The organism is Cupriavidus sp. WKF15 (genome assembly GCF_029278605.1).
In the GTDB taxonomy this organism is placed as follows: Bacteria; Pseudomonadota; Gammaproteobacteria; order Burkholderiales; family Burkholderiaceae; genus Cupriavidus.
The window spans coordinates 145649-171510 of sequence record NZ_CP119574.1; the positions used below are offsets into that span (position 1 = coordinate 145649).

A 25862-nucleotide genomic window follows, 5' to 3' on the forward strand; every position below is an offset into this window, starting at 1 on the left:
TATCGTGAAAGTTAACTCAACTCGACAACGACCGCTTGTGAGATAGGCCGTTGGGCGAGGGATCCTTTGCTTGCCAGATTCGGCTAGATGCTAGCGAACGCCGCGCAATACACCAACTTGCGCGGCTCCACTGTCTGCGGAACAAGACCTCTAGTCGAGCGAAATCTTGCCGGCTTTGACGATTGCCGCGTAACGCGCGGTGTCCCGCTCGATCAGCTTGCGAAACTCATCCGGCGTACCACTCACCGGCACAAAACCCAGGTCGGTCAGCTTCTTTGCAACATCCGGGTTGCGCACAGCCGTAGCGATCTCCCTGGCCATCCGGTCGACGATTGCCTGCGGCGTGCCAGCTGGCGCGAGGAGTCCAGTCCACGAACTCATCACGAAGCCCGGAAATCCTGCTTCTTCCATGGTCGGGATATTTGGCTCGCCAGGCCAGCGTTTTGCAGAGGCCACCGCCAGCACGTTGATCTTGCCCTGCTTCGCGTGCGGCATCGGTACGAGCAACGGATCGAATGCAACCGAGACCTCGCCCGAAACAAGTGCCGGCAAGATCGGAGCGCTACCGTTATATGGGACGTGCGTCATCTTTACCTTCGATTCCATCGCGAACCGCTCGCCGGTCAGATGCGCCGAGCTGCCGACGCCGCTGGAGCCAAAGGTAAGCGTGTCTGGATGCGCCTTGCCGTAAGCGACCAGCTCGGCCACCGTCTTGACCGGCAGCTTCTTGCTTGAAAATAGGAACAGCGGCAGCTCCGCCATTTGAGCAACTGGCACCAGATCCGACGGTTTGTAGCTCAGTTTTGAATACAGCGACATGTTTGCGCTGTACGCCGCCAGGACCGACACGAAGGTATAACCGTCCGGTGCCGAGCGGGCCGTGACACCGACCCCCAGCGTGCTGTTCGCGCCCGGCTTGTTCTCGATGATGATCGGTTGCCCAAGACTTTGAGAGACCTTCTCGAATACGACGCGCGACACAGTGTCGGTAGATCCCCCGGGCGTATAGGGAACAATCACTTTGATCGGCTTGACGGGCCAGGCGTCGGCCGCGACGGCATTGTTGCCAACAGCAACGCAGGCGATAGCCGCAAGCTGCACCACGCTGATCAAATGCTTCTTGACGCTCAATTTCATCTCCATCTTTCATTGTCCTGCGGCCCTATTTTCTTTCTGGAGGGCATTCGCAGCCGACACGGTCGGCCGATCCATTTTCGGTGCGGCAGCATCGAAGATGTGGGAAAGAAGAGCCCTCTCCGCCGAGATTTGCGCGATAAGCGCACAAGGGCGCCGCATATGACGCTTCACGCCGTTTGAGCATCTAACCCACCGAACCCAGGTCCGGAATAAGCACTCACGCATAAGCGAAAAACCAAAATGATCGCTCATATCTGAGCGATCACTTGACCTCTCAGCGAAGGTTGGCGAAAATAACCGCGGTATAGTCACCCGCCCATAACCGCGCACATGGCCACCCGTATCTTGCAAAAACGCTCATATATGAGCGCTAGTGATGACAACGTCTTGCCGACGCCAGTCTCTCGCGCCTTGATAAAACTGGGCCACGACCTGTCGCTGGCCCGCCGTCGCCGACAGCTGACACAGGAGTCCATGGCCGAGCGCATTCAGACGTCGGTCGCCACCCTGCGTCGGATGGAAAAGGGTGACTCGCGGGTACAAATCGGGACAGTCGTCCAAGCATTCTTCGTCCTTGGCGAGCTCAACAAAATCACTGACTTGCTGGACACGGCGTCCGATGAGATTGGCTTGTCACTCATGAACGAGCGGCTGCCCCAGCGCGTGCGGCGCAAGAGCGCCAAGAAGACGGGAGCACTCTAATGGCTCTCAAACAAAAGAAGGTGAGCGTCGTGCTGGGCCGGGCCGGGATTCCTCTTGGCGAACTGTCGTATACGAAGGACGGCAAACGGGAACATTCCAGCTTTTCCTACGATAACGTCTGGCTGGCCGGTGCTGACAGGTTTTGGATTTCACCCGACCTCCCCCTTGTAGAGGGCAACCAGTTCCGCAAAGCTCCCTCCAAGGAGGACTCCATCTTCCATTTCGCGTTCGCGGACACGGAGCCCGACGGTTGGGGCTGCCGGGTCATCGCGCGCGACCACGCCAAGCGCCGCAAACAGGCCCAGCAGAACGGCAAGCCCGTCCCAGCCGCCGAATTGAGCGAGTTGGACTACCTGCTGGGCGTTGACGATGTGAGTCGAATCGGCGCCGTCCGGCTTGTCGACCAGAATACCAGGGAGTTCCTGCGGGTCATCGAAGACGACGGCCGAGGCACACCGCCGCTGCTAGAGCTCGCACACCTGATGGCAGCTTCTCGCGCGGTGGAGATGAACCAGGAGACCGAAGCCGACTTGCGCTACCTGCGCGGACGCGGTACGTCGCTGGGCGGGATGCGCCCGAAGTGCACCATCGTCGATGAAGACGGCCACCTGGCCATCGGCAAGTTTCCAAGTGTCAAGGACGACCGCAGCGTGACCCGGGGCGAGATTCTGGCCCTGCACCTGGCAGCCGCCGCGGGCATCTCGGTAGCAGACTCCCGCATCGTCATGTCTGATGACATCCCTGTCGCGCTTGTTCGCCGGTTCGACCGGGTCGCCAATGGCGGGCGAATTCCCTACCTGTCAGCTGGCTCAATGATGCAGGCTTCTCGGCAGGAAGACTACGCATACACGCAGATTGCCGACGCCATCATCGCCAACAGTGTCGATCCCGCCCGCGACCTTGAAGAGCTATGGCGTCGGCTGGCGTTCAATCTGCTTATCACAAACGTCGACGACCACGTACAAAACCACGGCTTTCTGCATGTGGAGCACGGCCAGTGGCGCCTGTCGCCGGCCTTCGATATCAATCCGTTCCCCGACAAAGATCAGGAGCTCAAGCTGTGGCTCGATGAAGGCTATGGCCCCGTCGACTCCATCGAAGCGGTCGTAGGTGTGGCTGCCTATTTTCGCCTCAATGCGGCTGCCGTTCAGCGAGTGCTGGGCCAGGTGTACCAGGCCATCGTCGACTGGCAAACCGTCGCCCGGTCTTCCGCCGTGGGCATGACCGCACGCGACCTGGACGATTTCGCGCCCGCGTTTGAGAACGAACAGATGAGCATCGCCAGGACGATGCTCCAGTAGGCTTGGGACTATTGGAGCATGATCTCCTGGGAATTCTACGGACGGATACCAGTACCTGGACTTACCGGCGTACGTCAGGATGCTTACGTCTCCGCGGTCAGCGTGATGCTCGGGCTGGCCCTAGCTTCCGACCGTCCCGCCCCCGTGCGTGTTGAAGGAAGCCGGAACGATTGCGCCCGTGATCACTCTGAAGGCTTGGTCGCATGGACCTCTGCCTGCTCGATCCAAGAACCATGTGCCTTCAACACGACCAGCATGGTTACCCAGTCCGTCCAGCACCCGCAGGACGAGATTGACGCCCGTGCAATTCCAGCCTGTCGCTCCCGCTAGATCCAATTGGCTGGCTCCCTGGGCGAGCCAACGTGCGGCCGCAATTATGAGTTTGATCCATCGGCCAAGTTCGAGGTCGAGGAAGCGGTCCGCGGCCGCACAAGAATCGGCCCGCGCTGGGTCAGCGTCGCGGATCTTCATCGACGAGAAGCTCGGCACGACACGCCCTGCCGCTACGTCCGTTGGCATACACGGATTTGGACCGACCTCACGGCCCGGTCTCTTTGACGGCTCCCATGCGGCCAGCCAGCGCTATCGTGATTTGTGGCTAAACGCACCATCCGGGTTGATATAGGGGTTCACTTCCTTTTTTGCGGTGCCCTTCGGGCCAGACAAGCCAATTTGCTCGCGCAGCGGCGCGGGCTCGGTCTTCCCGGGCTTGGCAGTCGGCTTGATATCCTCCAAGCCCCTTGCCCACTCGTCCGCCATCAGTTTCGCTGTCTCCCGAAAATCGGGGAATCGCTCCGTCATCTCTTGCATTATCGGCAGCACTTGTTGGACCGCATCTTCCACCTTCTCGAGGCAGGCTTTTCTCACGAAGGCCGGGAGTCCCATGACTTTACCGCCGACTTCATGAAGCGTCTTCCCGCACGTCCATACCTTCTTGCCTGCGAGTGTGAGCGCGGGTGTATCTCGCTTCAAGTGCGGGTAGACGGTCACAGTGACAATGTCGAACGCCGGCGCAAATCGAGCATTGTTGTGGGCTGTGTAAAGAAGTGCGAAATTTTTGAGGTGCGCGTCGCCGTTCTTCAACGCATAGTTCACGAGATGGAGCGTGAACAGTCTTGCCATATCCTCTTGTTGATGCTCGGGCGGAACGCGTAGCTTGATGATCCTGGCCAGCGCCTCAAGTGACCCTCCCCCGCTAGGACCGCCGCTGTATTTGTCCACTGGAAGATGGCCTGCGAGTGAACAAAAATCTTCGAACGCAATCATCGATCCGTCAGGAGTTCGGTCGAATCGCTTCACGGCCAGCACCTGCCCATCATTGGAAAGGCGAGTCACTGGCACTTCCAAGCCAGCATGCCGAGCCACTTCGAGGCAGAGATATTCGTTGATAGCGATCCAAGGTAACTCCGCCGAGCCCGTCTTCAGGATGTAGTTCGGCGTTTGGGCGGTGACTTTGTCCCGCTCACGCAGATTTGGGGCACGTTCCACTGCAAATGACTTTGGCATGACCCCGGAAACGCCTTGAGAGATATCCGTTCTGAGGAGGCCCAGCAAGCTCTCGCGTGAATCTGCAGAAGCCAGCACGCTGGCCATGTCCTCAACGTCCTTTGCGCTTGCCAGCCCCAATCCTTCCGGCACGACCTGCACGCGACCGATACCATTCGCTCCGGTGAGCTCAAGCAAACCGATATCACTCATGTCCGCGTGCGGGCCAACGGCTTCTCGAAGGAAGTCCTTCTTGTAGCCCTCCGGTAGATTCATCTGAAAGATTGGATGAACGCCGCGCGGATATACGTAAGACTGCAGGCGAACAGGCATGGGGAGAGAGACGAGCTTGTCCGGATCAACGCCAGGCAAATAGCTGAAAACCCCGGCCGCCCCTTCTTCCGTGAGTCGACCCACCATCTGGCCGTCGACATACACGTCGAGGTTCTTTGTCATTTCTTGGGATCTTTCTTACCAGTATTTGGTTTGAGGAAACTTGCGAGGCCAGATCGGAAATCTTGTTCGCCTGTGCGGACATTGCGGACCCGCTGCCGCAGAATGCGATTCCGCTCAAATAACGACTTCGGGAGAACGTGCTCGATGTCGGAGGCATGCGCACCACCGACGCTCTGAAACTGCTCTGCCACCAGGTCATCCAATGTGTGGCCTTGCCCCAAGGGACGAGCGACCAACTGGAGTCCGACTGTTTCGAAAAGCGACAACACCTTCACGACGCCAAGCTCGGGAAGTCCACCGTTCTCGAAGGCACTAATGCGCGAGCGCGAGATGCCAGTTAGGTCAGCGACTTCCTGCTGCGTCCTGCGCGCCTGGAGACGGGCGGCCTTGAAAGCCATCCCAAGTTCAACAAGGTTCATACGTCACCTATGTGGGACATTCATTTTACGTTAACGTCACTATAGCGTTACCTTGCAGCGAAGCAAGCGTTAATCGCCATTAACGTCACGCTATCATGACATTAATACCAAATAATGATGAGATGTCTCGTTCACGAGATCTTATGAGTGTCGTTTACTTTACATTTGATACTGAGCGCAGCGATCGCAGGACCTGCGGCGTTGTGCGACAGACACTGCGGATCGCTTAGGCATCGGTGGTGGGAGGGGGCTGGGACAGAGTGATTGTTTCCTCGCCGATTCCCCCTCACGCGTGGATTGCCGTCCATGCCGCAGCGGGAGAAAAGCCGCCCGCAGGAGCAGCACCGCATCGGATGGGCCAGCTTAGGCGTAAGGCGCGTCCGCACGCCAAGCGAACGGTATTTCCGCACAGATCGAGGACCGCATCCGAGGATGAGGCCCAGCCTGATCGGGTGCTAGGCTTCCGGCCATGCATGCTGGTCCCTGGCCGCACCCTCGCTGATCTTGGCCGCATGAACCGCTGCCTGTTCGAGCCAAGACGCATGCGCCTTGGGAACGACCAGCATCGTCAAACCCAGTCCGTCCATCACACGCAGGGCGTGCTCGAGATTGACTCCCTTGCCGTTCTCTAGTTTGGACAGCATGCCGATGGAGACACGGCAATGCCTTGCTGCCTGGTCAATGGGCATCCGTTCCGCGGCGCGGGTTGCTCGAATGCGGTCGCCCAGTTGGTGAATGGTGCGAATTGTCGCGCGCGAAGGCGGCGTCGGATCAGGTAGTGGTCGCGGCATAGAGGCCCGTCCGTGAAGAAGGCAAGCCAGAGAGCAAGCTGCTGGCCAGGTGATTTCATGATCGTGAAATTATAATCCGAAACGGGATTGGCTGCCTTCTCGGCTAGGGTAACTGCCTCATGCCGGCCCTCGGTATTAAGAGCTTTGGGGTATCGGCAATGAGCGTTTTCGCCCGCCGAGGTCCGAGATGAAAGTCCATCTTTCGAGAGGAGACGGAGACCATCACCAATTGGGGCGAATCGGGATGGCCCGCTCCCAAAGCCATGCGCCCGGAACGCACGTGGCGCGCGTTGGCGTAGGACGGACAATGCGGCAACCTCTGCTCGACACTACCTGAGTGCCGCGCATCCTTGACGTTCCTCGTGCGTGGGCAATCTGGAAGCATCATCGTGAATACCGCTTCCCATGCTTACCGCCCCCTCGCGACTGTCCCTGTTCTCAACCCCGTCGCACGCCCTCACCCATGCACCGGCCTTGTTGTTGCTCACCTGTTCCCGCACGAAGTTGGATCCGCCGGCTTGTGCAATTGACCTCTGCCGGCGTTCGGCGAGAGGATCGGCCAAAATCTAAACGGCACACCGCTCTATCGGCGGCATGACTGGATCGCAGTTGACGGTCAAAGTCGCTCATGCCGGCTCCTCGGTGAAAGGATGGAACGCTGACCCCGCGCGGGCAGATTCTCGCGCGCCCACGTACGAACTCTTCGACTTCGACGCATGGGCCAACGCCACGAGTTTGTCTGGCGTGGTTGACCCGGTCTGGCACAGCTCAACCGCCTCCCGACGCGCAGGCCTGAAGGCACGGGCGAAGGTCGGCAATCTCCAGTTCCCGCAGGCGCTACTGCGCCTGGGAATGCCTGCTCGCGTGCTGCTTCACGCAGGAGCACCGCTTGGAGCGGATCACGGGCATGCTGGATGACGCCTATCCCCGCTATGCCAGAACGCGTGCAAGGCTATCCGCCCGTCGGAATCGCTACGGCCGGCCGCAGGAGTGACCCCGTCTCCTACAGGCAATATCCGCCTCGACGAGGCGGCAGGGGTGTGGGAAGGGGCAAATTCAGTATATAACAGCGGTCATGGATACCCTCTGGCTCACGAATCCCACCTCGGCCTACCGGGACTGGCAGGCACGCGAGGCCGCCGGCGCGGATCGCCGCCCGTTCGCGGCTCGTTCGATCGTCCAGCACCAGGCCATGTTCGAGCACTTCCGCCGACATCTGATGGCCAGAGAAACGTCTGTCGTCACGTTTGGCGCCGACGATATCGAGGCGTTCTGGCTAAGCGCGGAAGCCCGCACCTATTCCCAAGCCACGCGCATGCGGTACGTCAAGTTGCTGGACCGGCTATGCCGGCACCTGGTCTTCGCCGGCATTCGGCAGGACAACCCGGCCGCCCCTTTTCTCGCCGTCGAGCGATGGCCGGACACTGAACCCACGCCGCAGTATCTTGACGCCGACGCCGATGCACGGCTGCAGGCGTATCTACAATCCCCTGCCAACGATCTGGCACAACTGCGCAGCCGCGCCATCGTCGCCACGCTTCTGGCTACCGGCATCACCGCCGCCGAAGCCCGCGCCGCGCGCATCCTGGACCTGGTCCCGGACGCCCGCCCTCCTTACCTCTTCGTGCCGGCACACGGGCCGCGAGACGCCCGCACGGTGCACCTGCCCGACTTTGCCTTGCCCGTACTGCGTGCGTGGCTGACGCGACGCAAGACGCTGCCGATCGAGGGCGATCGACTATTCACGCTCACCCCGGACGGGCGCCCGGTCACAGACATGAGCTTCGGCCGCATCGTGTCAGCGGTGCTCGAAGCGATTGGCGGGGCGGACGCGGAGATGAGCCCGCGCACGCTGCGCAATACCTTCGGCCGGCGGCAACTACTGGCCGGACGCTCGCGCGAGGAAGTCAGCCAGATGCTGGGCCTGTCCAGCCACCGCACGTGCGACCGCATCGCCGCCACGATCCCTGTCGACAGACCGTTGTAAGCGCGCACCGTTCGAACGCTGCGTGAAATCCCGGCCTTGCACAGCCGCCCCTCTTTGCTATGCTTCGCCGGTGCGCTGCAAGCCAAATCCGGCTTGCAGGCGCGCATTTCCATCCAGACCTACGACTATGGCCACGAAAGCAAAACCTGTAGCAAAGACTGCAACGAAGACCGCAGCGAAGAAAGCCGCTCCGGCCAAGAAGGCTGCCGCCCCGGCTAAGAAGGCAGCCACTGCCGCCCCGGTCGCCAAGCCGATCAAGGACACCTTCAACAAGTCCAGCCTGCTGGCTCACCTGATCGAGCAAACCCAGCTGGAAAAGAAGGCCGTTCAGACGGTGCTCGCCCATCTGGAGAACACCATCGTCAGCGCCATTCACAAGAAGGGCGCAGGCGAATTCACGCTGCCGGGCCTGTTCAAGGTGCAGGCCATCCAGGTACCGGCCACGAAGAAGCGCTTCGGCAAAAACCCGTTCACCGGTCAGGAACAGTGGTTCGCCGCCAAGCCGGCCAGCGTGAAGGTGAAGGTGCGTCCCCTGAAGAAGCTCAAGGACGCCGCCCTGTAATCGATTCGCGACCGACAGCTGCAAAAGGAAAGGCCCCGAAATCTCGCGATTCCGGGGCCTTTCTGCACGTTGACGACTTGCCTGGCGAAGAGATACGGCACGCACCTTGTGTTTGCAGATCGCTGGTTTCCGTCGAGTAAGCTGATGTCCTGCTGTCGCAATAAGCTCGACAGACTTGCGCTTAGCGAGCGTCGCATCGTGTGCCCGGCCTGCGGCATTAGTCATGACCGCGATCACAACGCAGCGATCAGCCTTGAACGGCTCGCAACCGAAACTGCGCTACCCGTGGCGAGTGGTTCGGCAACGAATCGCACTGCGAGAGGCATGTCGCCAATTGTGGGCGGGAAAGTTACATCCGTCAGAGACGAGGTCGGCCAGCAAGGAGCCTCGGGGCGGGAAGGAAACGGCGCGCACATTTGCGCACGTTTTTCGTGGCAGATGACATGATGAACCTGCGCACTCGCTTAATGCAGCAGCTGCGGGGCTGGGGGCCCGTTGGACTACTGTACATCCTGCTGTGTACTTTCACCCCAACGCGACAAACGGTGCTGCCGGAAACATTCCTGGACAGGGCCATTCCGTTCAATCCAGCAGGTGTATGGATATACCTGTCATTCTTTATTATGGTTCCACTGACCTACCTGGTCGTTGACACCCCTACCCTGCGTTGGCTGACTCGTGCCCTGCAGGCCAGCGGGGTGGTTGCAGGAACCATATTTGTGCTGTGGCCCACGACGCTGCACTACCCGACCATAGCCGACAACAGTATCAGTGCGCAGTTCCTGGTCTGGATGCAAAAATGGGACAGTCGTTGCAACTGCCTGCCCTCTCTGCATGGCGCCCTGACTTTTTTGTGCGCGTGGGCGTTGGCCAAAACGAAGAACTTTTGGGTCACACTTGTTGGTTTTGTGTGGGGTCTGGCCATCCTTTATACCGTCATCCAGGTTCGACAGCATGTGGCCGTGGACTTGAGCGCCGGCATGCTGCTGGGTCTCCTGTCTGGAATCGGTGCGCAACTCCTCCAAAAGCGTTCCTTACCTCATGGCTTTCGCGGGTGCTCGCAAACCTGACTAGCGGCCTTGTCTCTTTTCTACCGCATGAGGCCAGTGATACCGATCCTCAGCCGGTTTCATGCTCCGGCTGGTCAAACCCCTTCATCTTCAGCCATCACGGAAATCTCGCAGAGCACGTAGCGCGCAAACATAGTCTGAAACGCCTCCTTCTGCGATCCGGAAAAGAACACCCCCGCTACGTCACCCGCGCTCGCCTTGAGGCCATCCTGCACGGAGAGGCATGCAGCGTTCAGTGCATCCTCGACAAGCTTCTCGACCAACAATGCGTTGCGTTCGACGCTGGCGGTCAACCACTGGCCCAGCGCCTCTTGCACGCGGTTGGCGGCCTCGAAGAAGGCATCTTCTTCCGCGGCGCTGGTGCGCGGGAACAGGCGGTTCCACTCGCCATCGTCCTCGCACAGTCCGCCAAACTCATTGGCATCCACGAAATCGTGTAGCCCGGCGAAGTCGGTCACCGTCGGCGGAATACGGCCATCGGCGATCTCCTGCTGGGATCTGCCGCTTACCGAGCTCAATCGCCCGAGCGATCGCACCGTCCTGCTCTCCGGTCAGCTCGATAGGCTGCGGAGTCGCGACCACATCGATGTTACTTTTCATCAGAAACTCCTCGTTCAAAAAGGAAAAATGCCCGCGTCCCTTTCGGGGCGACGGGCATGGCTACAAAGGGTTGTTACGAACTACTGGGCAGCCAAGGCCACCACATCAATGACCGCATCGGCTTCGTCGACCAGGTCCGGCGTGTGCGAAATGAAGAATTCCCGCTCATACCCGCCCTGGCGCAGCACTTCCCGCTTCATTCGCATGAAGGCACGCTTGCGCTCGGGATCCAACGGGCCATCGGCTTCGTCGGTAAACAGCGTCTGGATGGCCTGCCCGGTGTCCTGCGCCCGGTAAAGCGCAATCCCACGGGTCAGGCATTCGTTGATCCAGATCTTCTGTCCGCCCGACATCACCGAGAAGTCCTTCGTGGAATCGTTCTCCCCGTCGTTGACGGCGATCTCGAACCCTTCACGCTTCTCGCCATTGGCCAGCGTCGTCTGCGTCTGAATCGCGATGGTGAATCGCGGTCCGTAGCAAGCGAGCAGCAGGTCGTTGACGATGCGCGTGAGGGCCGGCCCCGCGTCATCGATGGACAACGCGATGACGCCGTCGTTGCCCAATCCCTTGGCGAGCAGCTTCCACTGCGCGATCTCGTCAGAGAGCCGATCGGCCTTACCCTGAACTGCGGGCAAGCCGGCAACCATAGGGGTGACCCGTTCGAGTTCGGTCGACAAGGTGGCCTGCTGGCGAATCAGGACTTCAATCCTCCCATCAAGAGCCACCACCGCTTCCCGGCTCTGGCGGAGGCGCTGGTCCAGCGCGGCCAGCATGCCGGTCACGTCTTCGGTGGCCAGCCCGGATAGCTCTCGCTGGACGGTCGACAACTGCGAATCGGCTTCCGCCACTTCCCGCGCGAAAATTGCCGCGGCAGCAGCCTCCTCCTCACCGAGTGCCGTCTGGTCCCGCTCGGCCTGCACCAGGCCCTCCCGGGCGACGTCGAGCATTGGCTTGCGGGCCGCCAGCGCGGTCAGGCGCTGCAACTCCTGTTGGTCGCGAGCCAATTCCGCCTGCAGGGCAGTCAAGGCCGTGCGCTGGCCGGGCAGAGCCGCCAGCGCATCGGCCAGCGGCTTCATCGCCAACTGCTTGGCCTGGTAGCTGGCCCGCAAATCCCGCACCGTGATGACCTGTTCGGCCAACTTGCCTTGGGCTTCGCGCGCCTGCGCCAGCAACGGGCACGTGTTGTGCATCGGATCGGCCCGGCATGGCACCGTGTCGATCACATCGGCCTGGGCCTTCAGCGAGCCAGCAAATTGCGCCGCCGACTTGCCGCGGGCTTCGAGCCCCTGCAACTTGGTGGAAAGCGCGGCTTGCTGCGTCCGCTGCGATTCCAACTGGCTCACCGCCTGCTGCAACGCGCCAAACTCACCCTGCTTCCGGCCAATGGCCATCTGCAAGGCATCGCGCTGCTCGCCTGCCGCGAGGATCACCGGCCCTTCGGCCAGGGTCAGCTTGCGGCTGGCCACCAACTGCTCTAGCTCCCGGCGCCGCGTTGCGGTACGGGTGGCTGTTGCACGGTGGTCAGATTCCAGTTGCCGCCGGCGCGCCCCCAGTTCGGTTTCCCGTTGCCTGAGTTCGCGCAGACGCGCTTCGGTCGCCGCACTCGCGCTTTGCCTGGCAGCCTGCGTCGCACGCTCCTGCAGGAGCTTTGCGCCGTTGGCTGTTTCCGCATCGCGCTCGCGCCGTGCCGCCGTCAATGCCTCGTCGGTCTGGCCGATCTCCCGGCCCAACTGCACCGCCCGCTCACGCTGGGCGGACAGGCCCACCAACTCGCGCTGCAGGGTGTCCAGACTGCGCCCCAGCACCTTTGCCACTTCGCCGGCCTTCGCCGACAGGTCGCGCAAGTGCTCGATCCCAAGCAACTCAGCCAGCAGGCGCTTGATCTCGCTAGCCTGGTAGCTGGCGATCGGCCGACGGTTCTGGGCAGAGAACACGCTGGTGAAAAACGCTTCGGGAGACCCCAACACCGCCTCAATGCAGCGGTTGTAGGTATCTGCCTTGCCATCCGACAGCGTGCCGTCGGGAAGCTGCAGCGGCACCCAGTCACCTGCGGCGCCTTTCTCGAACAGGTAGTACTCCGCCTTGCGGCTCTTGCCCGGATTCCGGAAAGCGAACGCCGAACGGTACAGCTTGCCGGCGTGCTCCCACTCCAGATCCTTCTCGCCACGGGTGCCACAGAGGTGATCCCAGTAGGAGAAGCCATCCGCGGTCATTTTCGAGGCGTGGCTCGGCATGATCGGGTACGGGTGCAGGTTGTCCATCAGCGTCGTCTTGCCCGCCCCGTTGGGGCCGACCAGCGCGATTAAGCCGGGTGGCAAGTGAATCAGGTCCAACGTCACGCTGTCACGGCGCATGCCATCGCGCACGCCATGAAAGCCCGAGAGGGTCAGTTTCAGTGGACGCATTCGGACACCTCCGTACCGGTCATGGATGCCAGGTAATCCGCCGGCAACTCCATCACGTCGCCGTCGTAGAACGGCATGTCAGGGGCAACTGCTGGGGCGTCCTGTTCGGGCCGCCCGGCCAGTGCACGCTCCAGGGAACGCACGGCCGCCGCGAATTGCTGGCGAGCCAGCGCAATCACGTCGGGCCACGCCGTGCAGCCGCACAGCGCCTTCAACTCCAGCGCACTCCACTGGCTGGCGTAGCCATTGGTGAACGACCAAAGCAGGTTCTGCATTTCGAGCGAGGGGGTGACCTCGTACCAGTGCTGGCCGTCGGCGGCGTGCACCGCAAGGACCAGCAGATGGTCGCGCTGGGCGATCACCGCGCCGCGCCCTGCCCCGAACGGCTGGAACAAGGTGCTGCGGGTAAAGCCGTGTGCGTCCGCCAGGCGCGCGGCCAGGTCGGGCGCGGCGATGGTGGTTTCAAAGGTTTGGGCCCAGTCGGCGCCCGCGGGATAGAACATCATGATGCACTCCAGATGGGACGGAGTGCTGTCCCGGACGGGAAGCACCCGTCAGGGTTCAATGGGATAAAACTACGGTCGATGCGTCCGGAAGACGCGGGTAAAACCTTGTTTCGACAGCCCCAAAGGGCTCTCGGAACTTTCGGCCAGGTTCAAGAGTTAGGCGGTTGCTTCCGCAAACAGGTCATCGGAGAGCCAGTCCATCGCTTGTAGCGGTGCGGGGATCTCCTCAAGGAAGCGTTCAGGACGCGCGACAGGCACTGCTGGCGCTGCAGACACTTCGGTGTCGACCACCGGTATGGACACAACGTCCGGAGCAGCTACGGGGGCAACCTTGGTCGAGGCGTCGGCATTGTCGGGTTGCTGCAGCACCAGGTCCGCAATGGCCTGCGGATCTGCATGCTCCAACATCGACAGCCGATCCAGCAGCGGGACAGTGTCGACCTGCGTCAACTCGCCCCATCGCGTGATCTTCTCCGACAGGCTGGCGGCACGGCTGATGCCTTCCGCGCGACTGCGCACGGCGGGCAGCACACGGCCTTCGAGCTTCACTTCGGCAGCGCCCGCAAACAGCACGCCGATGGCGTCGCGATCGACCGCTTGACGGTGCTCCTCGTCCACAACCCAGCGGATGCGCACGAACTTGTCGGTAGCCTGCGCCGCCACGCGGGCCAGCTCCGACATATCGGGTAGGCCTTCGAAGTCGATACACAGGGTCTCGCGAGCCGGCGTCACCACTGGCGTAGTGGTCGCTCGTCCTGGCGTGACCTGCCATTGCAGGTAGGTCTTGTCACCGATCTCGCCATAGTGGAAGCGCCCGATCGAACCCGGATACGCCACCAGCCGGCCCTCGCGGTCCCATTGCTGGGCGCGATGGATATGGCCGAGCATGAAGCCGTCGCATTCCGCGTCGAACAGCGCCCCAATGGTGAACTCGTGATCGAATCCAGCCATCGGTACGCCGTGCTCGGTCTGGCAGCCGTTCACCGTGCCGTGCGAAATGCCTACCGTGCGAATGCCACGGGCCCGTAAAAGACGATTCACCGTGCCAGCAGCATGCAGGTAGGTAGCCAGATGGTCCCCCACCGCGGTAGCGGCCTCGGTCGTCCCGACTGCCGCCGCGAGCATGGCCTTGTTGACCGTGGGGACGCAGGTGAAGACCACCTCCGGCACCGCGCTTGCGAGCAGCTCCTCGATCTCCGCCGGCGTGAACAGCGCGCCGGTGGACGGGGTAAATGACCCATTGCACAGCGCCACCTGGTGGATGCGGTCGGCAATGTAGACCGGGTAACGGCTGCCAACGAGGCGAAACAGATCCAGCGTGCCCGGCGGCTCGTGGGAATACGTTCCCTGGAGCATAACGACGGCCATGTGCTCGGAGAGCTGCTGGATGCGTTCGGCCAACACACGCAGTGCTGGAGTGTGAGCGTCCAGACGATGGTCGGTCGAGTCGCCGGAGACGACACCGACGCGACTGCCGGCGGCGATCGCGTGTTGGACCGCGAAGCCAAAGCAGCGGTCCGCCTCGGCGAGATGGCCGGGCGAGTAGTGCAGGTCAGAAAAGTGAGCCAACAGCAGGCTCTCATTTGCGTCGAGCATGTGTGATTCTCCAAAGGAAGGTTGCGCCGGTGTGGCGCGGGCATGAAAAGGTGTGACCGGCGTGGCCACCGGTGAAAGGAAATGGGGGAAAGAACAGGGGGAACGACGCTACTGCGCCGCTCCCCCTCTCGATGCCGTCAGACCGGCAAGGTCGCCTCGCGCACGCGGGCGCGGACTTGCTCGCGGAAGGCCATGGGGTTGGCCAGCGCCGTCTGCATCTCGCCGATCAGGCTGTCGATGTCCTTGGGCCGCTTGGTCCAGCCCTGCCCATACTCGATACGGGCAAAGGTCAGCAGGTCGATCTTCTCCTGCCCCGCTGCCATGCCGAGGCGGGCGGCAAGGTCGGCCAGCATGCTCTCGCGATCCTCGGGGTCGGATGCGCCAGCCATGGGCGGCGCGCCCGGTTCGGGCAACGCTCCTGCCGTGCCCTCCGATACCGTCACGACTGGCACGGCGCCCGCGAACTCTCCGGTCGACGCCAACGGCACATCGTCCGTCGCTGCCGAAGTGCCTTCCAGCAACGCAACCGCATGGTTTGCCCCTTCGATGGCGAGCTGATCAGCACCATCCAGCAGCGCGCCAAGGTCGATCTCCGCATCCAGCATGGTGAGCATCTGTTCCTGCCGAATCGGCAGGCCATCTTCACCAATGCGGGTGATCTCGACGGCCTTCTTCGAGAGCCAGAACCTCATACCGGCCAGGCGTCCACCGCGTGCCATTGCCACCGTCTGCATGGCGGCATACGCCTTCTGCAGCACGTAAATGGAGTTGGTAGGCAATTCGATCAGGCCGAGGCCCTTAATATCTGGGACCGCGAAGAAGAAGCTCGCGCTGAGGTTGCACTTGCGCTCCTGGTACTGTGGACACTGGTGCGGATCGCACACGCCATCGGGAATGGCATCGTCCTGGCGCAGGATGATGGTCCGCCCGCCGAACAGACGCTTTGCGCGTTGCGCGCGCTGATCGACTTCCGGCGCTGCGTACATCTTGCAGTATCGCTTGCCGTCCGGCCCGTAGTCCGAAAAGTACTGCAGGCCGCGGGAGCCCCAGACCTTCAACTGGTTGGGCATGTTGGCCAGCCAGTCGTCGAAGGCGAAAATCACCGGGAAACGCCACAGCTTGAGGCCGTCGCCGCGATCCTCCCCGTACTTCTGGAGAATCTCCTCGGCGGTGGCAGGGTTGGTGAAGTCCGAACCGCGGCAGGTAAACCACCCCGTGTTCTTGGGTACCAGCGCGTTGCGAAGCTTGGTCTTGCGCTCGATTTCGTTGCCGATGGATTCGAACGACTCGCCAAGCGCCAGCATCGCGTCGTGAATCTTGACCGCCTCCGGGTTGGCCTTGGCCGCCTTGGTGAGCACCTTGATGCCCGGGCGGATCTTGCCAATGATCGGCGGCCTGGCCGGCCGTTCCTCTATGAGACTGCGGGGACTGCTGAAGTCGCTGTAGCCAATGGCTCGTTGCATGATGCGTTGCTCCTGCGTTCAAGGAATTGAACGACGGCGACGCGGATGGACGCAGCATGCTCCCGAAGGCGCAGGGCTGTGTCGGCCCCGCGCTGGGTCGTTACTTGGGAAAGGAACGCCGCTCGCGCGGGCTCCGCTAGACCGGCCACGTGGGCCGCTTCGCACAAACTTCGCCACGCGTGCGGCATGTCGACATAGTCGGGCCGCCTACGGGCAAGCGTGGCCGCAATGGCGGCACGAATCTGGGAATTCTGGTCGATGGCAGTCAGCATGATCAGCTCCTGTTCGAGGGTTCCTAAAACAAAAAAAAGCCCGCTCCGGCGATGCGGAAGCGAGCTTGTTCGCAGGAAACCCGTTGCCACGCCCCTTCCGGGGGCGTGGCAAACAGGGAGCTATACGCCAATGCGCAAGCTCTATGTGAGGACGTAAAGTCGTCCCCGTGCAGCATGGTCACGCTGCACTTCAACCCATTTAGAACACAAGGTTCACCGCAGGATCACGGATCAGCCGACGACGGCCGTTCTGCCCAGGAGGGGCCAAGAGAGAGAGAGACCCACATGGTCCCGAGCTCGAACGGTGTCCACAGCGCATGCCAAAAGCAGCACTGATGCAGGACGCGTTTTACGGATGATAGATGGGGAGCAAATGGCGAAAATGCTCATCACAAGAGAATGTCCACACCGGTAGCCAACCGGTCGGCGCATGCGCTAAGGCACGACTTGAAAATGCTATGGACTCGCGAGGGAGTCAGGTCGATGCGTCGGAGACGCGAGAAGTGAGATCATTATGCATCGAATGGGCACCGATGCAAAGCGCGTAATCTCACGAAAATCGCTAACCTTACGACACGCATCTCGCCCCTGTCGTGGCCGAGAATCTCCCCCGAGAGAGACTCACGTTCACGGACATGGCCGAGAAGCCGGGGACACTTCCCCCCAACCCACCAGATTCCCAATCCGCCCCGGCGCAAGCGGACACGCCCGAGCAAGCCAAGCCAGACACTGGCCTCAAGCCCATCACGCGGCTCATCAGCGAAGACCGCATCGGGCGCATCGTGCCCGAGACGTCAACGAGGGTCGAAGTTTCGTTCTCGTCGGTCTTCACCCGCCGATTCCTGCATGACGATTTTTATTTTTGCGCGGCCAAGTGCTCTGTCGCGCGGGATGGCAAGGTCAAAGCGCTAGATGAGGCGTTCCGCGACGCTGAAGAATGGTTCGCGCGCGTGAACGAATGGCTCGCGTGGAAAAACCAACTTGAGTTCGCAATTGGCTATGAGTCCGTTGTTCTCGAGGTCCCCAACGCCCTCGCCGGCCGGCTACTGCGTCTGTTGAACCAATACGACAAGCTCTCTTCGGCAACATTGTTCGCTCAAATCGGACGTTCGATCTCCGGGACCGAAAGAGATACGCAGCTCGATATCGCGAGCCGCCGCATCAACACCATTCACGCACTCTGCATCCCGGACAGCGACCGGTTTGCCGACGATGGCAGCCGCCTGCCGGCTTGAGTGCGTCTTCTCCCTACCGAACCTCAAGGACCCACGTGGACATTCGAGAGATCCAGCGTCTGCACGAGCAGTTCGCCCATTCCCCGCATACCATCGAAGCACCGATAGGCGTCCAGCATTCCGGCAACCGAATGTTGCCGCCTCCCGTCTACGCGGCCGCGCGCGCGTCACGCCACTGGGGAAGCTACAACAGAACCGCTCTTTTGGTCGCCGGCATTGTTGCCGGCATCCTGGTGGCTGGAGCCATCGGCATGTCACTCGCCAACTGGCAGCATCGGCGTGTCGCTGATGCCGACGCTCCCGGCGACGCTGCACTCGCCAGGGCACCCGTCACGCAAGCACCAGATCCCGCGCAACTGGCTACCCCAGTTCAAACCATCGTGAACCCGGCCGCGACACTACCAGCCGCATCGGCGCCCCGGTCCGAGATGACGCAGCCCTCCGAGCTTTCCCCTAAGCCTGCGCCGCCGCAGCCTGTGGCACAGTCACCGATGCCGGTTGCCCCAGCAGCCCGCCCTCTATCTGGCGAGGCTCTTGCAAGGAATCCTTCTGGATTGCGCAAGGCCGAGCCAGCCCCCGCGCAGGCGAAGCCCGCCGCCCCCCCTGCCACCCGTGCGCAGCACGGCAACGCAGCCACCGACATCAAGTTGTTCTGAGGCAGCCATGAAAACGACTCCCACCTTCAGCGTGCTCAATCATGGTATGAGCATCCACGGCGATGTCGCCGCGGATCACGGGATGACCTGCCTTGGTCTCATCGACGGCAATCTGTCCGCCACCGCCGGTCTGTTGCATGTCGGAACTGGCGGCGTCGTTCGCGGCAAAGTTGAAGGCGACCATGTCATCGTCGATGGCATCGTGGAAGGCGATGTCGCCGCGCGCAGTACGTTGCTGATCAATGGCCGAGTGAAGGGTGAAATCTTCTATGCCGGCACGATCCGCCTTGGCCTGAACGCGAATCTGGAGAGCAAGATCTCTCGCGTGGCCGCAATTGGCTCCGGGAGCGATGCTCACATCTTTGCGCGGGAATCCATCACGGTAGACCCGCCCCAGCCCGCCGAGCTCACAGAGACTAATACAGCGGGAACCCCGAGCACGTGAGTTCACCCTATTGGCAATAACGCGCTAGATTGACCGTCTCTTACGCTCTCTCACGGCCCGGTTTCCTCCGGGCCTCTTTATTGCTCACCCCCGACCTGCCGCAGCGAAACCAATTCATCCACGGTGAACAGTCCCGGCACGGTGAGCCATGGCAGGTTGGAGCCCTGCGCGCCGATAAAGGAAACGAAGGGGAACTGCTGCTCCACCATGCAGCGGAAGCTGCGCGCGCCCCGTACCGGGTCTTCTATTTTGTACAGGCCGCGATGCCGCAAGGCAAATGTTGCCAAGCCTTGCCGATACTGCTGCTCAACGGGCGCACCTGACCAAAGGTGCCCCTCCAGCCAACGGTCATAGTCGAGACCTCTCTCACCGGATGCCCTTTCGCGTAACCAGGAATCGTGCAATGCCAGCGGCACGTCACGCGACATGGCTGCAACATCCAGCGGACCCGAAATCTTGTTGAAATGCAAATTCTTCTCCAGCTAGCCTGACCCTGGCCGATAAGCTTCGTTTGGCCAAACGGTTGTCGGCGGATCTCCTCTCGTGGTTGTCGCGCCGCAAAAGAGTCATCGGCAATTCCGGAAAAGCGTTAAATATCACGTGGTTTAAGCCGGCCTGCAGCACCACGCTTAAGCCATGCAGAAGCGTCCTATCCAGCGTGGCCGTCCGCTCGGCACCGTGACTTTTGACTCCCACTTGGCACAGGGCTTTGGCGGCGCTGTTCGCGCTCGCCGGCTTGCAGCTGGAATCGCCCAAGAAACTCTTGCTAACCTCGCCGGGATCGAGCGATCGCACACGGGAAAGATAGAGCGCGGTCAGCACATGCCGTCGCTGGCGATCATATTTCGGCTGGCGCGAGCGCTGGATTGCAGCCCGGCGGACCTGATTGCTGCCACCGAGAAGCTGGCCCAGTCGCGCAAGACTCCAGACGCCTGAGGAGAGGGCAAGGCCCGGGTGTTTCCGCTGCTCCGGCCCCACAAAAAAGAAAAACCCCGGGACTAGCCCGGGGTTGGTTCAAACGATCACCTCCAGCGCCTCACCAAACGGCGGCGGTGCAATCCGATGGAGCGGCGTGGTCGACGCCCACAGGGTGGGATACGCCGGCGGCGCCGACGGGAACTTCCCGTGCATGTCCGTCAGGTAGACCAGGAACGCCGGAGCAATTCCCTGTTCGTCCAACCAGTCGAACGGCGCCACGAAGCTCGTGCCACCACCGCCTAGGATGGGACCCAGCTCAATGGCCTGACCCCGTTCAAAGCATTGCACCTGCGCGATGCGGGTGTCACAGTCCACCACGAACAGTCGCCGGGGCTGCAGCGAAGCGAAGACTGCTTCGATTTCCGCCCCGAACTGCCGTTGCGTCTCGTCGAACACCGAACCGCTGGTGTCGCGCACGAAGACCGCATCGCCGACTGACTGGTCATGCAGAGCCGGCAGGTACAGCCCCATGTGGGTGTACCGCCGATTCGGCATCGCCCAGCTGTAGTCCGAACGGGTCTGTTCGAAGGCAAAGCGGTGCAGCACCGCGCGCCAGTCCACCGACGCCCGCGTGGCTGACTCGACCATCGCACTCAACTCGCCCGGCAACTTGCCCCGCATCTGCGCGGCCTTCGCCGCCTGCATAGTGGCCACCTTCCACTCGTTGGCCAGCGTCTGCTGGTCCGCTTGCGGTTGCTGACGCACCTCGCCGGGCGAGAACTCTGGCGAGGCCTGCGACGGATCGTCACCGGCCTTCCCTTCCGCATTGCCGTCCTGGCCATCGGGCTGGGGCGGCGACCCACCTTCACCCTCGCCGTTGCCCTCCTGCTGTGGCTGTGGCTGTGGCTGGACCTGCGGCGGCGCCTGGTCGGATGCCTCTTGGCGCAGCATGGCATAGATCTCTTCCGCGGACTTGCCGAGGAAACGTCCATCGATGAGCGCGCCGGCCGGCAACTGCAAGCCGGCGTTGAGCACCAACGGATTGATCGCATAATCACACGCCTGATTCCAACGGGCGGCATCGCGGACGCCGCGGCGCCAGCAATGCCCGTTGGCCGGATGCAGGACCTCGTGCGCCACACAGCCGCGCAGCTCAAGATCGCTCAGGGTGGCGACGTACGCGGGGTTGTAACCCAGCGAGACGCCATCCACCCAGAACGTCTTGCACGACGGATCCTCGACCAACTGCAACCGCATCAGCAACGCTCCGAAGAACGGTTGCGACAGGATGAGCTGGGAACGCTGCTTCGAGATTCGATCTCGCATCCTGACCTCACGCAGTCAGCATTTCGAAGAGCTGCGACGTCGACGCCGGCGCTTCTGTCATTGCCGACGGGGGCGGACCGCCCATGAAGGCGGCCATCTGCGCCTCAATCTCCATCGCCTTCTCGGCTACCTGCTTGCGCAGGTCGGTCGAGTTACGCAGGTCCAGACCGCTATGCCGGGCCAGATGCTGCTGAGTCTCCTCCAGGATGCGCGTGAGCGCCGGGTCCCCGGAGAAATTCAGCTTCGGCAGCAGCGCACTCAACTCGCGCACCTTGTCGGCCACGTCCAGCCGCACGTTCGTCGCCCCATACAGGCGGTTGGCGAAGTGCTGCACAGCTTCAAAGAGGCGCCCGACCAGGTCGTCATTCGCCGTCTTCACCGCGCCGAGTACGCGCTGGTCCATGTCGGACCGCAGCCCGTCCAGCACGTTGGCCGGCAGCGCGATATCGAACTGGCTTGCATCCGGAAACGGCAGGACCGCCAGGCGCATGCCGAACTTCATGGCCAGCTCCGCCGGCGTCGGATAGTCCGCTTCGTCGAAGAGGCCATTCAACGCCGACCGCGCCTCCTCCTTCAGGCGCGGATAGTCAGCGAGAAACACCGCGGTCGCGGCATTGAACTCGTCCTGGAACTGGCGCTGGCGGTCGGCGACCTCCATGTAGATGTCGGTGGGCAACAGCCGAACGCCTAGTTGGTCATAGTCCAGCGAATGCGCATCGAAGTAGGCTCGCGCACGGTTGGCAATCGCGCACACCTCCTTGTAGGACGTGGCGCCTTCGGTCAGCAGCTTCTTGTTGAAGCGGCCAATGTCCTTGGCGTCATGGTTGGCTTCGACCTCCTCAGTGGCCCGGGTGTCGAACTTGCGCGCGCGCCACACCGACGTGTTGAAGGTGGCGAGCATGACGCACTTGGTGATGTTGGTAATGTTCATGATGAGTCCTGGAAATGGGATAGATACGGCAGAAAAGGAAACGGCGAGCCAGGTGGCTCGCCGTCAGGGGATGAAGATGAAAAGGGGTTGGTTGCGTGGATCAGTTGCCGAGCAGCAGCTCACCGAGCTTGCCGCCCTGCGCATTGATCCACGCCGGGGTGGCGCAGATGCGCGAGTCGCGGCGCGCCGCGTCCGTTGCCAACATCACGGCGAACTCACCGAGATGGGCTTCGAACAGGCGATTGGCATACACCATCACCCGATCGAAGTTGTTCTCGTTGGCGACCGATGCCAGCGCCGAGCAGATGGCGAACTGTGCCGCCACGTTGTCCGGGATCCTCGCGGATTCCGGCGCGGCCAGCACTGAATCCACGCTGGGTAGCTCGCGATAAATCTGGCGGAACGACTCAAACTCGAGCGCTGCGCCCTCGCCTACCGCGCCGGCCGTGACGATGATCTCCATGCCCGGCGGCACGAGCGGCAGTTGGCGCGCAACGTGCCCCCAGCCTCGCGGCGACGGCTCGTTCTCGACCTCCTTGCTGCGCTTGGAAGAGAGCAGCAAGTCGGGCCGGAAGCGCAGGAACGCGATCAGCACCGGCGGCACGCTGTTCGTGACCGCCCAGCGCGTCCAGTCCTCGATCGTCGGCTCCAACTCCACGATGGTGCTGAAGCGGGATTTCAACGGATCGAGGATGTTGGAGACCGCCGCGTTGTCGCTACGGCGGTTGGTCGCGGCGACAAAGGTGACGTGGTCTGGCAGGACGTGCTCACCGATACGCCGTGCGAGCAGCAGTTGCATCTTGGCGGCCTGGACGGCCGGAGAAGCCTGTCCGAGGTCGTCAATGAACCAGACAATCGGGCGCGTGCTGTTGAGCGCCGTGGCCAGGTCCCCGAACGGCAGGAACTTGGCGCCAGCGCCGTCAGGAAACGGCAGCCCCTTGGAGTCGGTCGGATCCTCCACCACGGGGTGGGAGATCAGCAGATCGTAGCCGGCGGCCTTGGCGGCACTGGCAACGATGTCGCTCTTGCCGATGCCAGGAGCGCCGGTAATGAGGACAGGCAGACGTGCCGGAATGAAGGCCGAGAGAAGCGTATGCAGTTGGAGCGGATTGACTTTCATGGGAATTCCTAAACGGGATCCCACAAAGCCACCTTGCCCACAGGGAAGGTGTCCCTGTGGGAAGGTTCAATGAATGCGCCAGCGGTGCTGGCTTGGGTCGATGCGTCGCTAGACGCGGGTAAAACGCTGTTTGGACTGATCCGTATCAGTGCGAACAACGCTTCATCGACAAGACTACAGGCAACGCGGCACGAGCGGAATGCCGAAAGGCGAGAGATTGCGTATCGCTTATGAGGGAGAGAGAGGTCCCCCGGGCACAAGGCCGGGGGAAAATTGCAAAGAAGATCACGCGGCCATCGCCAGCGCGGTGACCGGCTCAGACAGGCGGGCACGGGCATAGTCAAGCGTGCCATCCTTGGCCCGCAGGCGCCGGGCGGTGCGTGTCGCGGGCTGCTCGATGTAGTAGACCCGAGCGCTCCCACGCGGGAAGTGCCGAATCTGGCTGAAGCCTTCATCGATGCACAGATCCACATACTCCCGGCCGTTCATCCGCTTGCCATTCAAGTTCCAGCGCGAGGCCTCCGCACGCTTGCGCGCACATTCGGCGTCTTGCTCCTGCAGGCGCTCGGACTTCGCGGCCAGGGCCTGAAGCTCCCACTGGTGCTGCTCCGACTCGGAAAAGCCGCACATCTCGAAGATGCGGCGACGGCGCGTTGTCGCGGGGACTCCCGTCAGCGCGACACCACACACCTCACGCAGGGCACGCTTGGACGACGTGTTGCGGTCGTTCGGCGTATCCAGGACCTGCAGCAGCGTCGCGATGTCCCGCTGCAGCACGGCCAGCGCGAAGCGGTTGGGCCAGCTGAAGCTGGCATGGTCCCGTTCGACGGCGGCCATTGACATTTCCGACTGGAAGCGCCGCTCACTGAGGTTGCCCTTGGTCCGCTCCGCTGCCACTCGCTCAACGTGCTTCGCATATCGCTTTGCACCGATCAAGGCGTGCAAACGTGCGGCCAGCGGCGACACCGGTTGGGCATCGTCTCCGGTCGGGGCCTTGCCCAACGGGGCGGAGAGCGGTGGGACCACTTGCGCGGCATACAGGGCATTGTCGACGTCGACATGGGTGCAGTCATCAGGCAGCAGCTTCACCAGGGCAATCAGGCGTGCAGCGTTGCGCGCCGTGATCGCCAGCTTGTCATGGCGCATCACCGAGCACAGCGCTTGCAGCTTGTTGGCGGACAGTGCACCCCGTAGCGCTGGTACCTCGATCAACGTTGGCAGCCAGTGCAGGTCGTGGCGCCCGGCATCCACGGCATCTCCGTCACGGCGGTAGGCGTTCAAGATGCAGTCCCGGACAGGTTCGCCGCGCTGCAATGCATAGGCGACGTGGACCTCATGGCGGCAGTTCATGCCAGCACCCGGCGAGTACTCCGGTCCGGTGGTCCCGTAGCCGAAGCGCCGATAGAACTCTTCATGCACGAAGCTGCTCGCGTCGAAGGGCTCTGCCACCGCAAACAGGTCGAGGTTCGCAGACTGGGGCTTCCCAAGCTGGTCCGGATCGACTGCCTCGTTGGTGAACACCGCCAACCGTCCAGCCGCAGCCACCGCTTGCCAGGAGGTGCGGCTCATTTCATGCGGACGCAGCACTTTGCCGTCCGGCCGGACGATGTAGCGGTCTACTTCATCCAGGATGGAAGCCAGAATGGCCTTCGCTTCTCCGGCTGGCCGCACCGCAAATTGCCCCGATGGGAGTCGCAACACGGGAATGGCGCCGCGCTCGACATGCCGCACAGCCATATCCTCAGCGCGCATGCCCGGCTTCGGGCCAGGCTCATGGTTCAGCAATGCCAGTACGCCGGCGAGGGTCGTGCGGCTCTCGACCCGTTCCGGGCCGATCGAAATGACATACATGATTTGCTCCGCGAGCGAATGGAGCAAGCCCATCGGGGCGTTGCCCCGTATGGGTTGATAGGTAACAGCTGTGCGAGATCAGACTCGCGGGCGCAGGTCAGGCGCTTGCCGATGCATCCGCGGCGGCGTCCGCGCGGGCATCGGCAATCCAGTCGAGCAGCTCGGCGGACTGGATCTTCCAGACCGGGCCACGCGCGAAACCCGTGACGAGCGTGCGCTCTGGCACGAACAGGTCTGTCTCAAGCAGTGCCGCCAGGACATCATCGGGAACATTCCACGCCGCTATGAACACCTCGTCGTCCGCCAGCTGCTGGCCGGGAACATTCGAGGTGAGATCGACATAGGGCATGAAGTCGTCGGCGCAAATGAGGGACTGCGCCGGGCGATTGTTGCTTTGATAGACGTGAACCCGTAAATGCAGGCCTGCCGGGTAGCTGCCTACGCCAGCGCAAAGGATGCGGTCTTCCATGGGGGACTCCTGAGTGCAGGGGCGCCCCATCGGGGCGCGCCCCGTGTGGGTGTTGGAAACAAAAAACGCATCCCGAGGGATGCGTCAGAGCAGACGTCCGGGGAACCCGGGCACCTGAGAGGATCGATGGCGATCAGTCCTTGTGAACGCGACGACCGT

Annotated in this window: 24 protein-coding genes; 9 read left to right on the forward strand and 15 right to left on the reverse strand. The window is 62.2% G+C overall.

What is annotated here, in order from left to right; genetic code table 11:
• Nucleotides 1-150: 150 nt before the first annotated feature.
• Complete coding sequence (locus CupriaWKF_RS30620) at nucleotides 151-1143, reverse strand: tripartite tricarboxylate transporter substrate binding protein (protein WP_276103830.1); 993 nt, start codon at nucleotides 1141-1143, stop codon at nucleotides 151-153.
• Nucleotides 1144-1467: 324 nt separating this feature from the next.
• On the opposite strand from CupriaWKF_RS30620, the gene CupriaWKF_RS30625 reads away from it, so the two are divergent.
• Both CupriaWKF_RS30625 and CupriaWKF_RS30630 read left to right on the forward strand, forming a co-directional pair.
• On the forward strand, nucleotides 1468-1839 hold the full coding sequence (locus CupriaWKF_RS30625; protein WP_276103831.1) for a helix-turn-helix transcriptional regulator: 372 nt from the start codon (nucleotides 1468-1470) through the stop codon (nucleotides 1837-1839).
• Entirely contained in the window at nucleotides 1839-3140 is a 1302-nt protein-coding gene (locus tag CupriaWKF_RS30630; protein ID WP_276103832.1) for a type II toxin-antitoxin system HipA family toxin, read from the forward strand. The genes CupriaWKF_RS30625 and CupriaWKF_RS30630 overlap by 1 nt, the downstream gene beginning before the upstream one ends.
• 582 nt (nucleotides 3141-3722) lie before the next feature.
• Here the strand turns inward: CupriaWKF_RS30630 and CupriaWKF_RS30635 are convergent.
• From CupriaWKF_RS30635 to CupriaWKF_RS30645, 3 genes are all read right to left on the reverse strand, one after another.
• The gene (locus CupriaWKF_RS30635; RefSeq protein ID WP_276103833.1) at nucleotides 3723-5081 is read right to left on the reverse strand and encodes a type II toxin-antitoxin system HipA family toxin; all 1359 of its coding nucleotides are present in this window, start codon (nucleotides 5079-5081) and stop codon (nucleotides 3723-3725) included.
• The gene (locus CupriaWKF_RS30640; protein ID WP_140952720.1) at nucleotides 5078-5500 is read right to left on the reverse strand and encodes a helix-turn-helix domain-containing protein; all 423 of its coding nucleotides are present in this window, start codon (nucleotides 5498-5500) and stop codon (nucleotides 5078-5080) included. Before CupriaWKF_RS30640 ends, CupriaWKF_RS30635 begins: the two co-directional genes overlap by 4 nt.
• A 455-nt stretch (nucleotides 5501-5955) precedes the next feature.
• Nucleotides 5956-6291, reverse strand: coding sequence for a helix-turn-helix transcriptional regulator (locus tag CupriaWKF_RS30645; protein WP_276103834.1), 336 nt, complete (start codon nucleotides 6289-6291; stop codon nucleotides 5956-5958).
• A 1075-nt stretch (nucleotides 6292-7366) separates the two neighbouring features.
• On the opposite strand from CupriaWKF_RS30645, the gene CupriaWKF_RS30650 reads away from it, so the two are divergent.
• The 4 genes from CupriaWKF_RS30650 (at nucleotide 7367) to CupriaWKF_RS30665 (ending at nucleotide 9910) form a co-directional block, all read left to right on the forward strand.
• On the forward strand, nucleotides 7367-8278 hold the full coding sequence (locus CupriaWKF_RS30650) for a site-specific integrase (protein WP_276103835.1): 912 nt from the start codon (nucleotides 7367-7369) through the stop codon (nucleotides 8276-8278).
• Between the two features lie 127 nt (nucleotides 8279-8405).
• Entirely contained in the window at nucleotides 8406-8840 is a 435-nt protein-coding gene (locus CupriaWKF_RS30655) for an HU family DNA-binding protein (RefSeq protein WP_276103836.1), read from the forward strand.
• 69 nt (nucleotides 8841-8909) lie between these two features.
• A complete protein-coding gene (locus tag CupriaWKF_RS30660; protein ID WP_276103837.1) occupies nucleotides 8910-9287 on the forward strand; it encodes a transposase in 378 nt (125 codons plus the stop codon).
• The gene (locus tag CupriaWKF_RS30665; RefSeq protein ID WP_276103838.1) at nucleotides 9284-9910 is read left to right on the forward strand and encodes a phosphatase PAP2 family protein; all 627 of its coding nucleotides are present in this window, start codon (nucleotides 9284-9286) and stop codon (nucleotides 9908-9910) included. Before CupriaWKF_RS30660 ends, CupriaWKF_RS30665 begins: the two co-directional genes overlap by 4 nt.
• A 74-nt stretch (nucleotides 9911-9984) precedes the next feature.
• Here the strand turns inward: CupriaWKF_RS30665 and CupriaWKF_RS30670 are convergent, their stop codons facing one another.
• The 5 genes from CupriaWKF_RS30670 to CupriaWKF_RS30690 all read right to left on the reverse strand — a co-directional run bounded on the left by CupriaWKF_RS30670 (nucleotide 9985) and on the right by CupriaWKF_RS30690 (nucleotide 16480).
• Entirely contained in the window at nucleotides 9985-10446 is a 462-nt protein-coding gene (locus CupriaWKF_RS30670; RefSeq protein ID WP_276103839.1) for a hypothetical protein, read from the reverse strand.
• Nucleotides 10447-10590: 144 nt separating this feature from the next.
• Nucleotides 10591-12915: an SMC family ATPase gene (locus CupriaWKF_RS30675; RefSeq protein ID WP_276103840.1), complete on the reverse strand. Its 2325-nt coding sequence runs from the start codon at nucleotides 12913-12915 to the stop codon at nucleotides 10591-10593.
• Nucleotides 12903-13421 carry a hypothetical protein gene (locus tag CupriaWKF_RS30680; protein ID WP_276103841.1) on the reverse strand — a complete coding sequence of 173 codons (519 nt, stop codon included), beginning with the start codon at nucleotides 13419-13421 and terminating at the stop codon, nucleotides 12903-12905. Before CupriaWKF_RS30680 ends, CupriaWKF_RS30675 begins: the two co-directional genes overlap by 13 nt.
• A gap of 156 nt (nucleotides 13422-13577) precedes the next feature.
• Nucleotides 13578-15017 (reverse strand): metallophosphatase family protein, encoded by a 1440-nt coding sequence (locus tag CupriaWKF_RS30685; RefSeq protein ID WP_276103843.1) that lies wholly within the window; start codon nucleotides 15015-15017, stop codon nucleotides 13578-13580.
• 137 nt (nucleotides 15018-15154) lie between these two features.
• Complete coding sequence (locus CupriaWKF_RS30690; RefSeq protein WP_276103844.1) at nucleotides 15155-16480, reverse strand: hypothetical protein; 1326 nt, start codon at nucleotides 16478-16480, stop codon at nucleotides 15155-15157.
• 907 nt (nucleotides 16481-17387) lie between these two features.
• Here CupriaWKF_RS30690 and CupriaWKF_RS30695 point away from each other — a divergent pair.
• Nucleotides 17388-17987 (forward strand): hypothetical protein, encoded by a 600-nt coding sequence (locus CupriaWKF_RS30695; RefSeq protein ID WP_276103845.1) that lies wholly within the window; start codon nucleotides 17388-17390, stop codon nucleotides 17985-17987.
• A gap of 663 nt (nucleotides 17988-18650) precedes the next feature.
• Complete coding sequence (locus CupriaWKF_RS30700; protein WP_276103846.1) at nucleotides 18651-19088, forward strand: polymer-forming cytoskeletal protein; 438 nt, start codon at nucleotides 18651-18653, stop codon at nucleotides 19086-19088.
• A gap of 77 nt (nucleotides 19089-19165) precedes the next feature.
• Here the strand turns inward: CupriaWKF_RS30700 and CupriaWKF_RS30705 are convergent, their stop codons facing one another.
• Complete coding sequence (locus CupriaWKF_RS30705; RefSeq protein WP_276103847.1) at nucleotides 19166-19558, reverse strand: hypothetical protein; 393 nt, start codon at nucleotides 19556-19558, stop codon at nucleotides 19166-19168.
• Nucleotides 19559-19724: 166 nt separating this feature from the next.
• Here CupriaWKF_RS30705 and CupriaWKF_RS30710 point away from each other — a divergent pair, with 166 nt between their 5' ends.
• Nucleotides 19725-20024 carry a helix-turn-helix transcriptional regulator gene (locus tag CupriaWKF_RS30710; protein WP_276103848.1) on the forward strand — a complete coding sequence of 100 codons (300 nt, stop codon included), beginning with the start codon at nucleotides 19725-19727 and terminating at the stop codon, nucleotides 20022-20024.
• A 78-nt stretch (nucleotides 20025-20102) separates the two neighbouring features.
• Here CupriaWKF_RS30710 and CupriaWKF_RS30715 read toward each other — a convergent pair whose 3' ends face one another.
• From CupriaWKF_RS30715 to CupriaWKF_RS30735, 5 genes are all read right to left on the reverse strand, one after another.
• On the reverse strand, nucleotides 20103-21332 hold the full coding sequence (locus CupriaWKF_RS30715; protein WP_276103849.1) for a VWA-like domain-containing protein: 1230 nt from the start codon (nucleotides 21330-21332) through the stop codon (nucleotides 20103-20105).
• A gap of 7 nt (nucleotides 21333-21339) precedes the next feature.
• Nucleotides 21340-22263, reverse strand: coding sequence for a hypothetical protein (locus tag CupriaWKF_RS30720; protein ID WP_276103850.1), 924 nt, complete (start codon nucleotides 22261-22263; stop codon nucleotides 21340-21342).
• Between the two features lie 100 nt (nucleotides 22264-22363).
• Nucleotides 22364-23383, reverse strand: coding sequence for an ATP-binding protein (locus CupriaWKF_RS30725; RefSeq protein ID WP_276103851.1), 1020 nt, complete (start codon nucleotides 23381-23383; stop codon nucleotides 22364-22366).
• 285 nt (nucleotides 23384-23668) lie between these two features.
• Nucleotides 23669-25234: a hypothetical protein gene (locus CupriaWKF_RS30730; protein WP_276103852.1), complete on the reverse strand. Its 1566-nt coding sequence runs from the start codon at nucleotides 25232-25234 to the stop codon at nucleotides 23669-23671.
• 97 nt (nucleotides 25235-25331) lie between these two features.
• Nucleotides 25332-25703 (reverse strand): hypothetical protein, encoded by a 372-nt coding sequence (locus tag CupriaWKF_RS30735; protein ID WP_276103853.1) that lies wholly within the window; start codon nucleotides 25701-25703, stop codon nucleotides 25332-25334.
• Nucleotides 25704-25862 lie beyond the last annotated feature (159 nt).

What these genes read in the sequence shown, in the direction of transcription:
- CupriaWKF_RS30620 (WP_276103830.1), bottom strand. Translation starts at nt 1,143, where the DNA reads ATGGAGATGAAATTGAGCGTCAAGAAGCATTTGATCAGCGTGGTGCAG.
- CupriaWKF_RS30625 (WP_276103831.1), top strand. Translation starts at nt 1,468, where the DNA reads ATGGCCACCCGTATCTTGCAAAAACGCTCATATATGAGCGCTAGTGAT.
- CupriaWKF_RS30630 (WP_276103832.1), top strand. Translation starts at nt 1,839, where the DNA reads ATGGCTCTCAAACAAAAGAAGGTGAGCGTCGTGCTGGGCCGGGCCGGG.
- CupriaWKF_RS30635 (WP_276103833.1), bottom strand. Translation starts at nt 5,081, where the DNA reads ATGACAAAGAACCTCGACGTGTATGTCGACGGCCAGATGGTGGGTCGA.
- CupriaWKF_RS30640 (WP_140952720.1), bottom strand. Translation starts at nt 5,500, where the DNA reads ATGAACCTTGTTGAACTTGGGATGGCTTTCAAGGCCGCCCGTCTCCAG.
- CupriaWKF_RS30645 (WP_276103834.1), bottom strand. Translation starts at nt 6,291, where the DNA reads ATGCCGCGACCACTACCTGATCCGACGCCGCCTTCGCGCGCGACAATT.
- CupriaWKF_RS30650 (WP_276103835.1), top strand. Translation starts at nt 7,367, where the DNA reads ATGGATACCCTCTGGCTCACGAATCCCACCTCGGCCTACCGGGACTGG.
- CupriaWKF_RS30655 (WP_276103836.1), top strand. Translation starts at nt 8,406, where the DNA reads ATGGCCACGAAAGCAAAACCTGTAGCAAAGACTGCAACGAAGACCGCA.
- CupriaWKF_RS30665 (WP_276103838.1), top strand. Translation starts at nt 9,284, where the DNA reads ATGATGAACCTGCGCACTCGCTTAATGCAGCAGCTGCGGGGCTGGGGG.
- CupriaWKF_RS30675 (WP_276103840.1), bottom strand. Translation starts at nt 12,915, where the DNA reads ATGCGTCCACTGAAACTGACCCTCTCGGGCTTTCATGGCGTGCGCGAT.
- CupriaWKF_RS30680 (WP_276103841.1), bottom strand. Translation starts at nt 13,421, where the DNA reads ATGATGTTCTATCCCGCGGGCGCCGACTGGGCCCAAACCTTTGAAACC.
- CupriaWKF_RS30685 (WP_276103843.1), bottom strand. Translation starts at nt 15,017, where the DNA reads ATGCTCGACGCAAATGAGAGCCTGCTGTTGGCTCACTTTTCTGACCTG.
- CupriaWKF_RS30690 (WP_276103844.1), bottom strand. Translation starts at nt 16,480, where the DNA reads ATGCAACGAGCCATTGGCTACAGCGACTTCAGCAGTCCCCGCAGTCTC.
- CupriaWKF_RS30695 (WP_276103845.1), top strand. Translation starts at nt 17,388, where the DNA reads ATGGCCGAGAAGCCGGGGACACTTCCCCCCAACCCACCAGATTCCCAA.
- CupriaWKF_RS30700 (WP_276103846.1), top strand. Translation starts at nt 18,651, where the DNA reads ATGAAAACGACTCCCACCTTCAGCGTGCTCAATCATGGTATGAGCATC.
- CupriaWKF_RS30710 (WP_276103848.1), top strand. Translation starts at nt 19,725, where the DNA reads ATGCAGAAGCGTCCTATCCAGCGTGGCCGTCCGCTCGGCACCGTGACT.
- CupriaWKF_RS30715 (WP_276103849.1), bottom strand. Translation starts at nt 21,332, where the DNA reads ATGCGAGATCGAATCTCGAAGCAGCGTTCCCAGCTCATCCTGTCGCAA.
- CupriaWKF_RS30720 (WP_276103850.1), bottom strand. Translation starts at nt 22,263, where the DNA reads ATGAACATTACCAACATCACCAAGTGCGTCATGCTCGCCACCTTCAAC.
- CupriaWKF_RS30725 (WP_276103851.1), bottom strand. Translation starts at nt 23,383, where the DNA reads ATGAAAGTCAATCCGCTCCAACTGCATACGCTTCTCTCGGCCTTCATT.
- CupriaWKF_RS30730 (WP_276103852.1), bottom strand. Translation starts at nt 25,234, where the DNA reads ATGTATGTCATTTCGATCGGCCCGGAACGGGTCGAGAGCCGCACGACC.
- CupriaWKF_RS30735 (WP_276103853.1), bottom strand. Translation starts at nt 25,703, where the DNA reads ATGGAAGACCGCATCCTTTGCGCTGGCGTAGGCAGCTACCCGGCAGGC.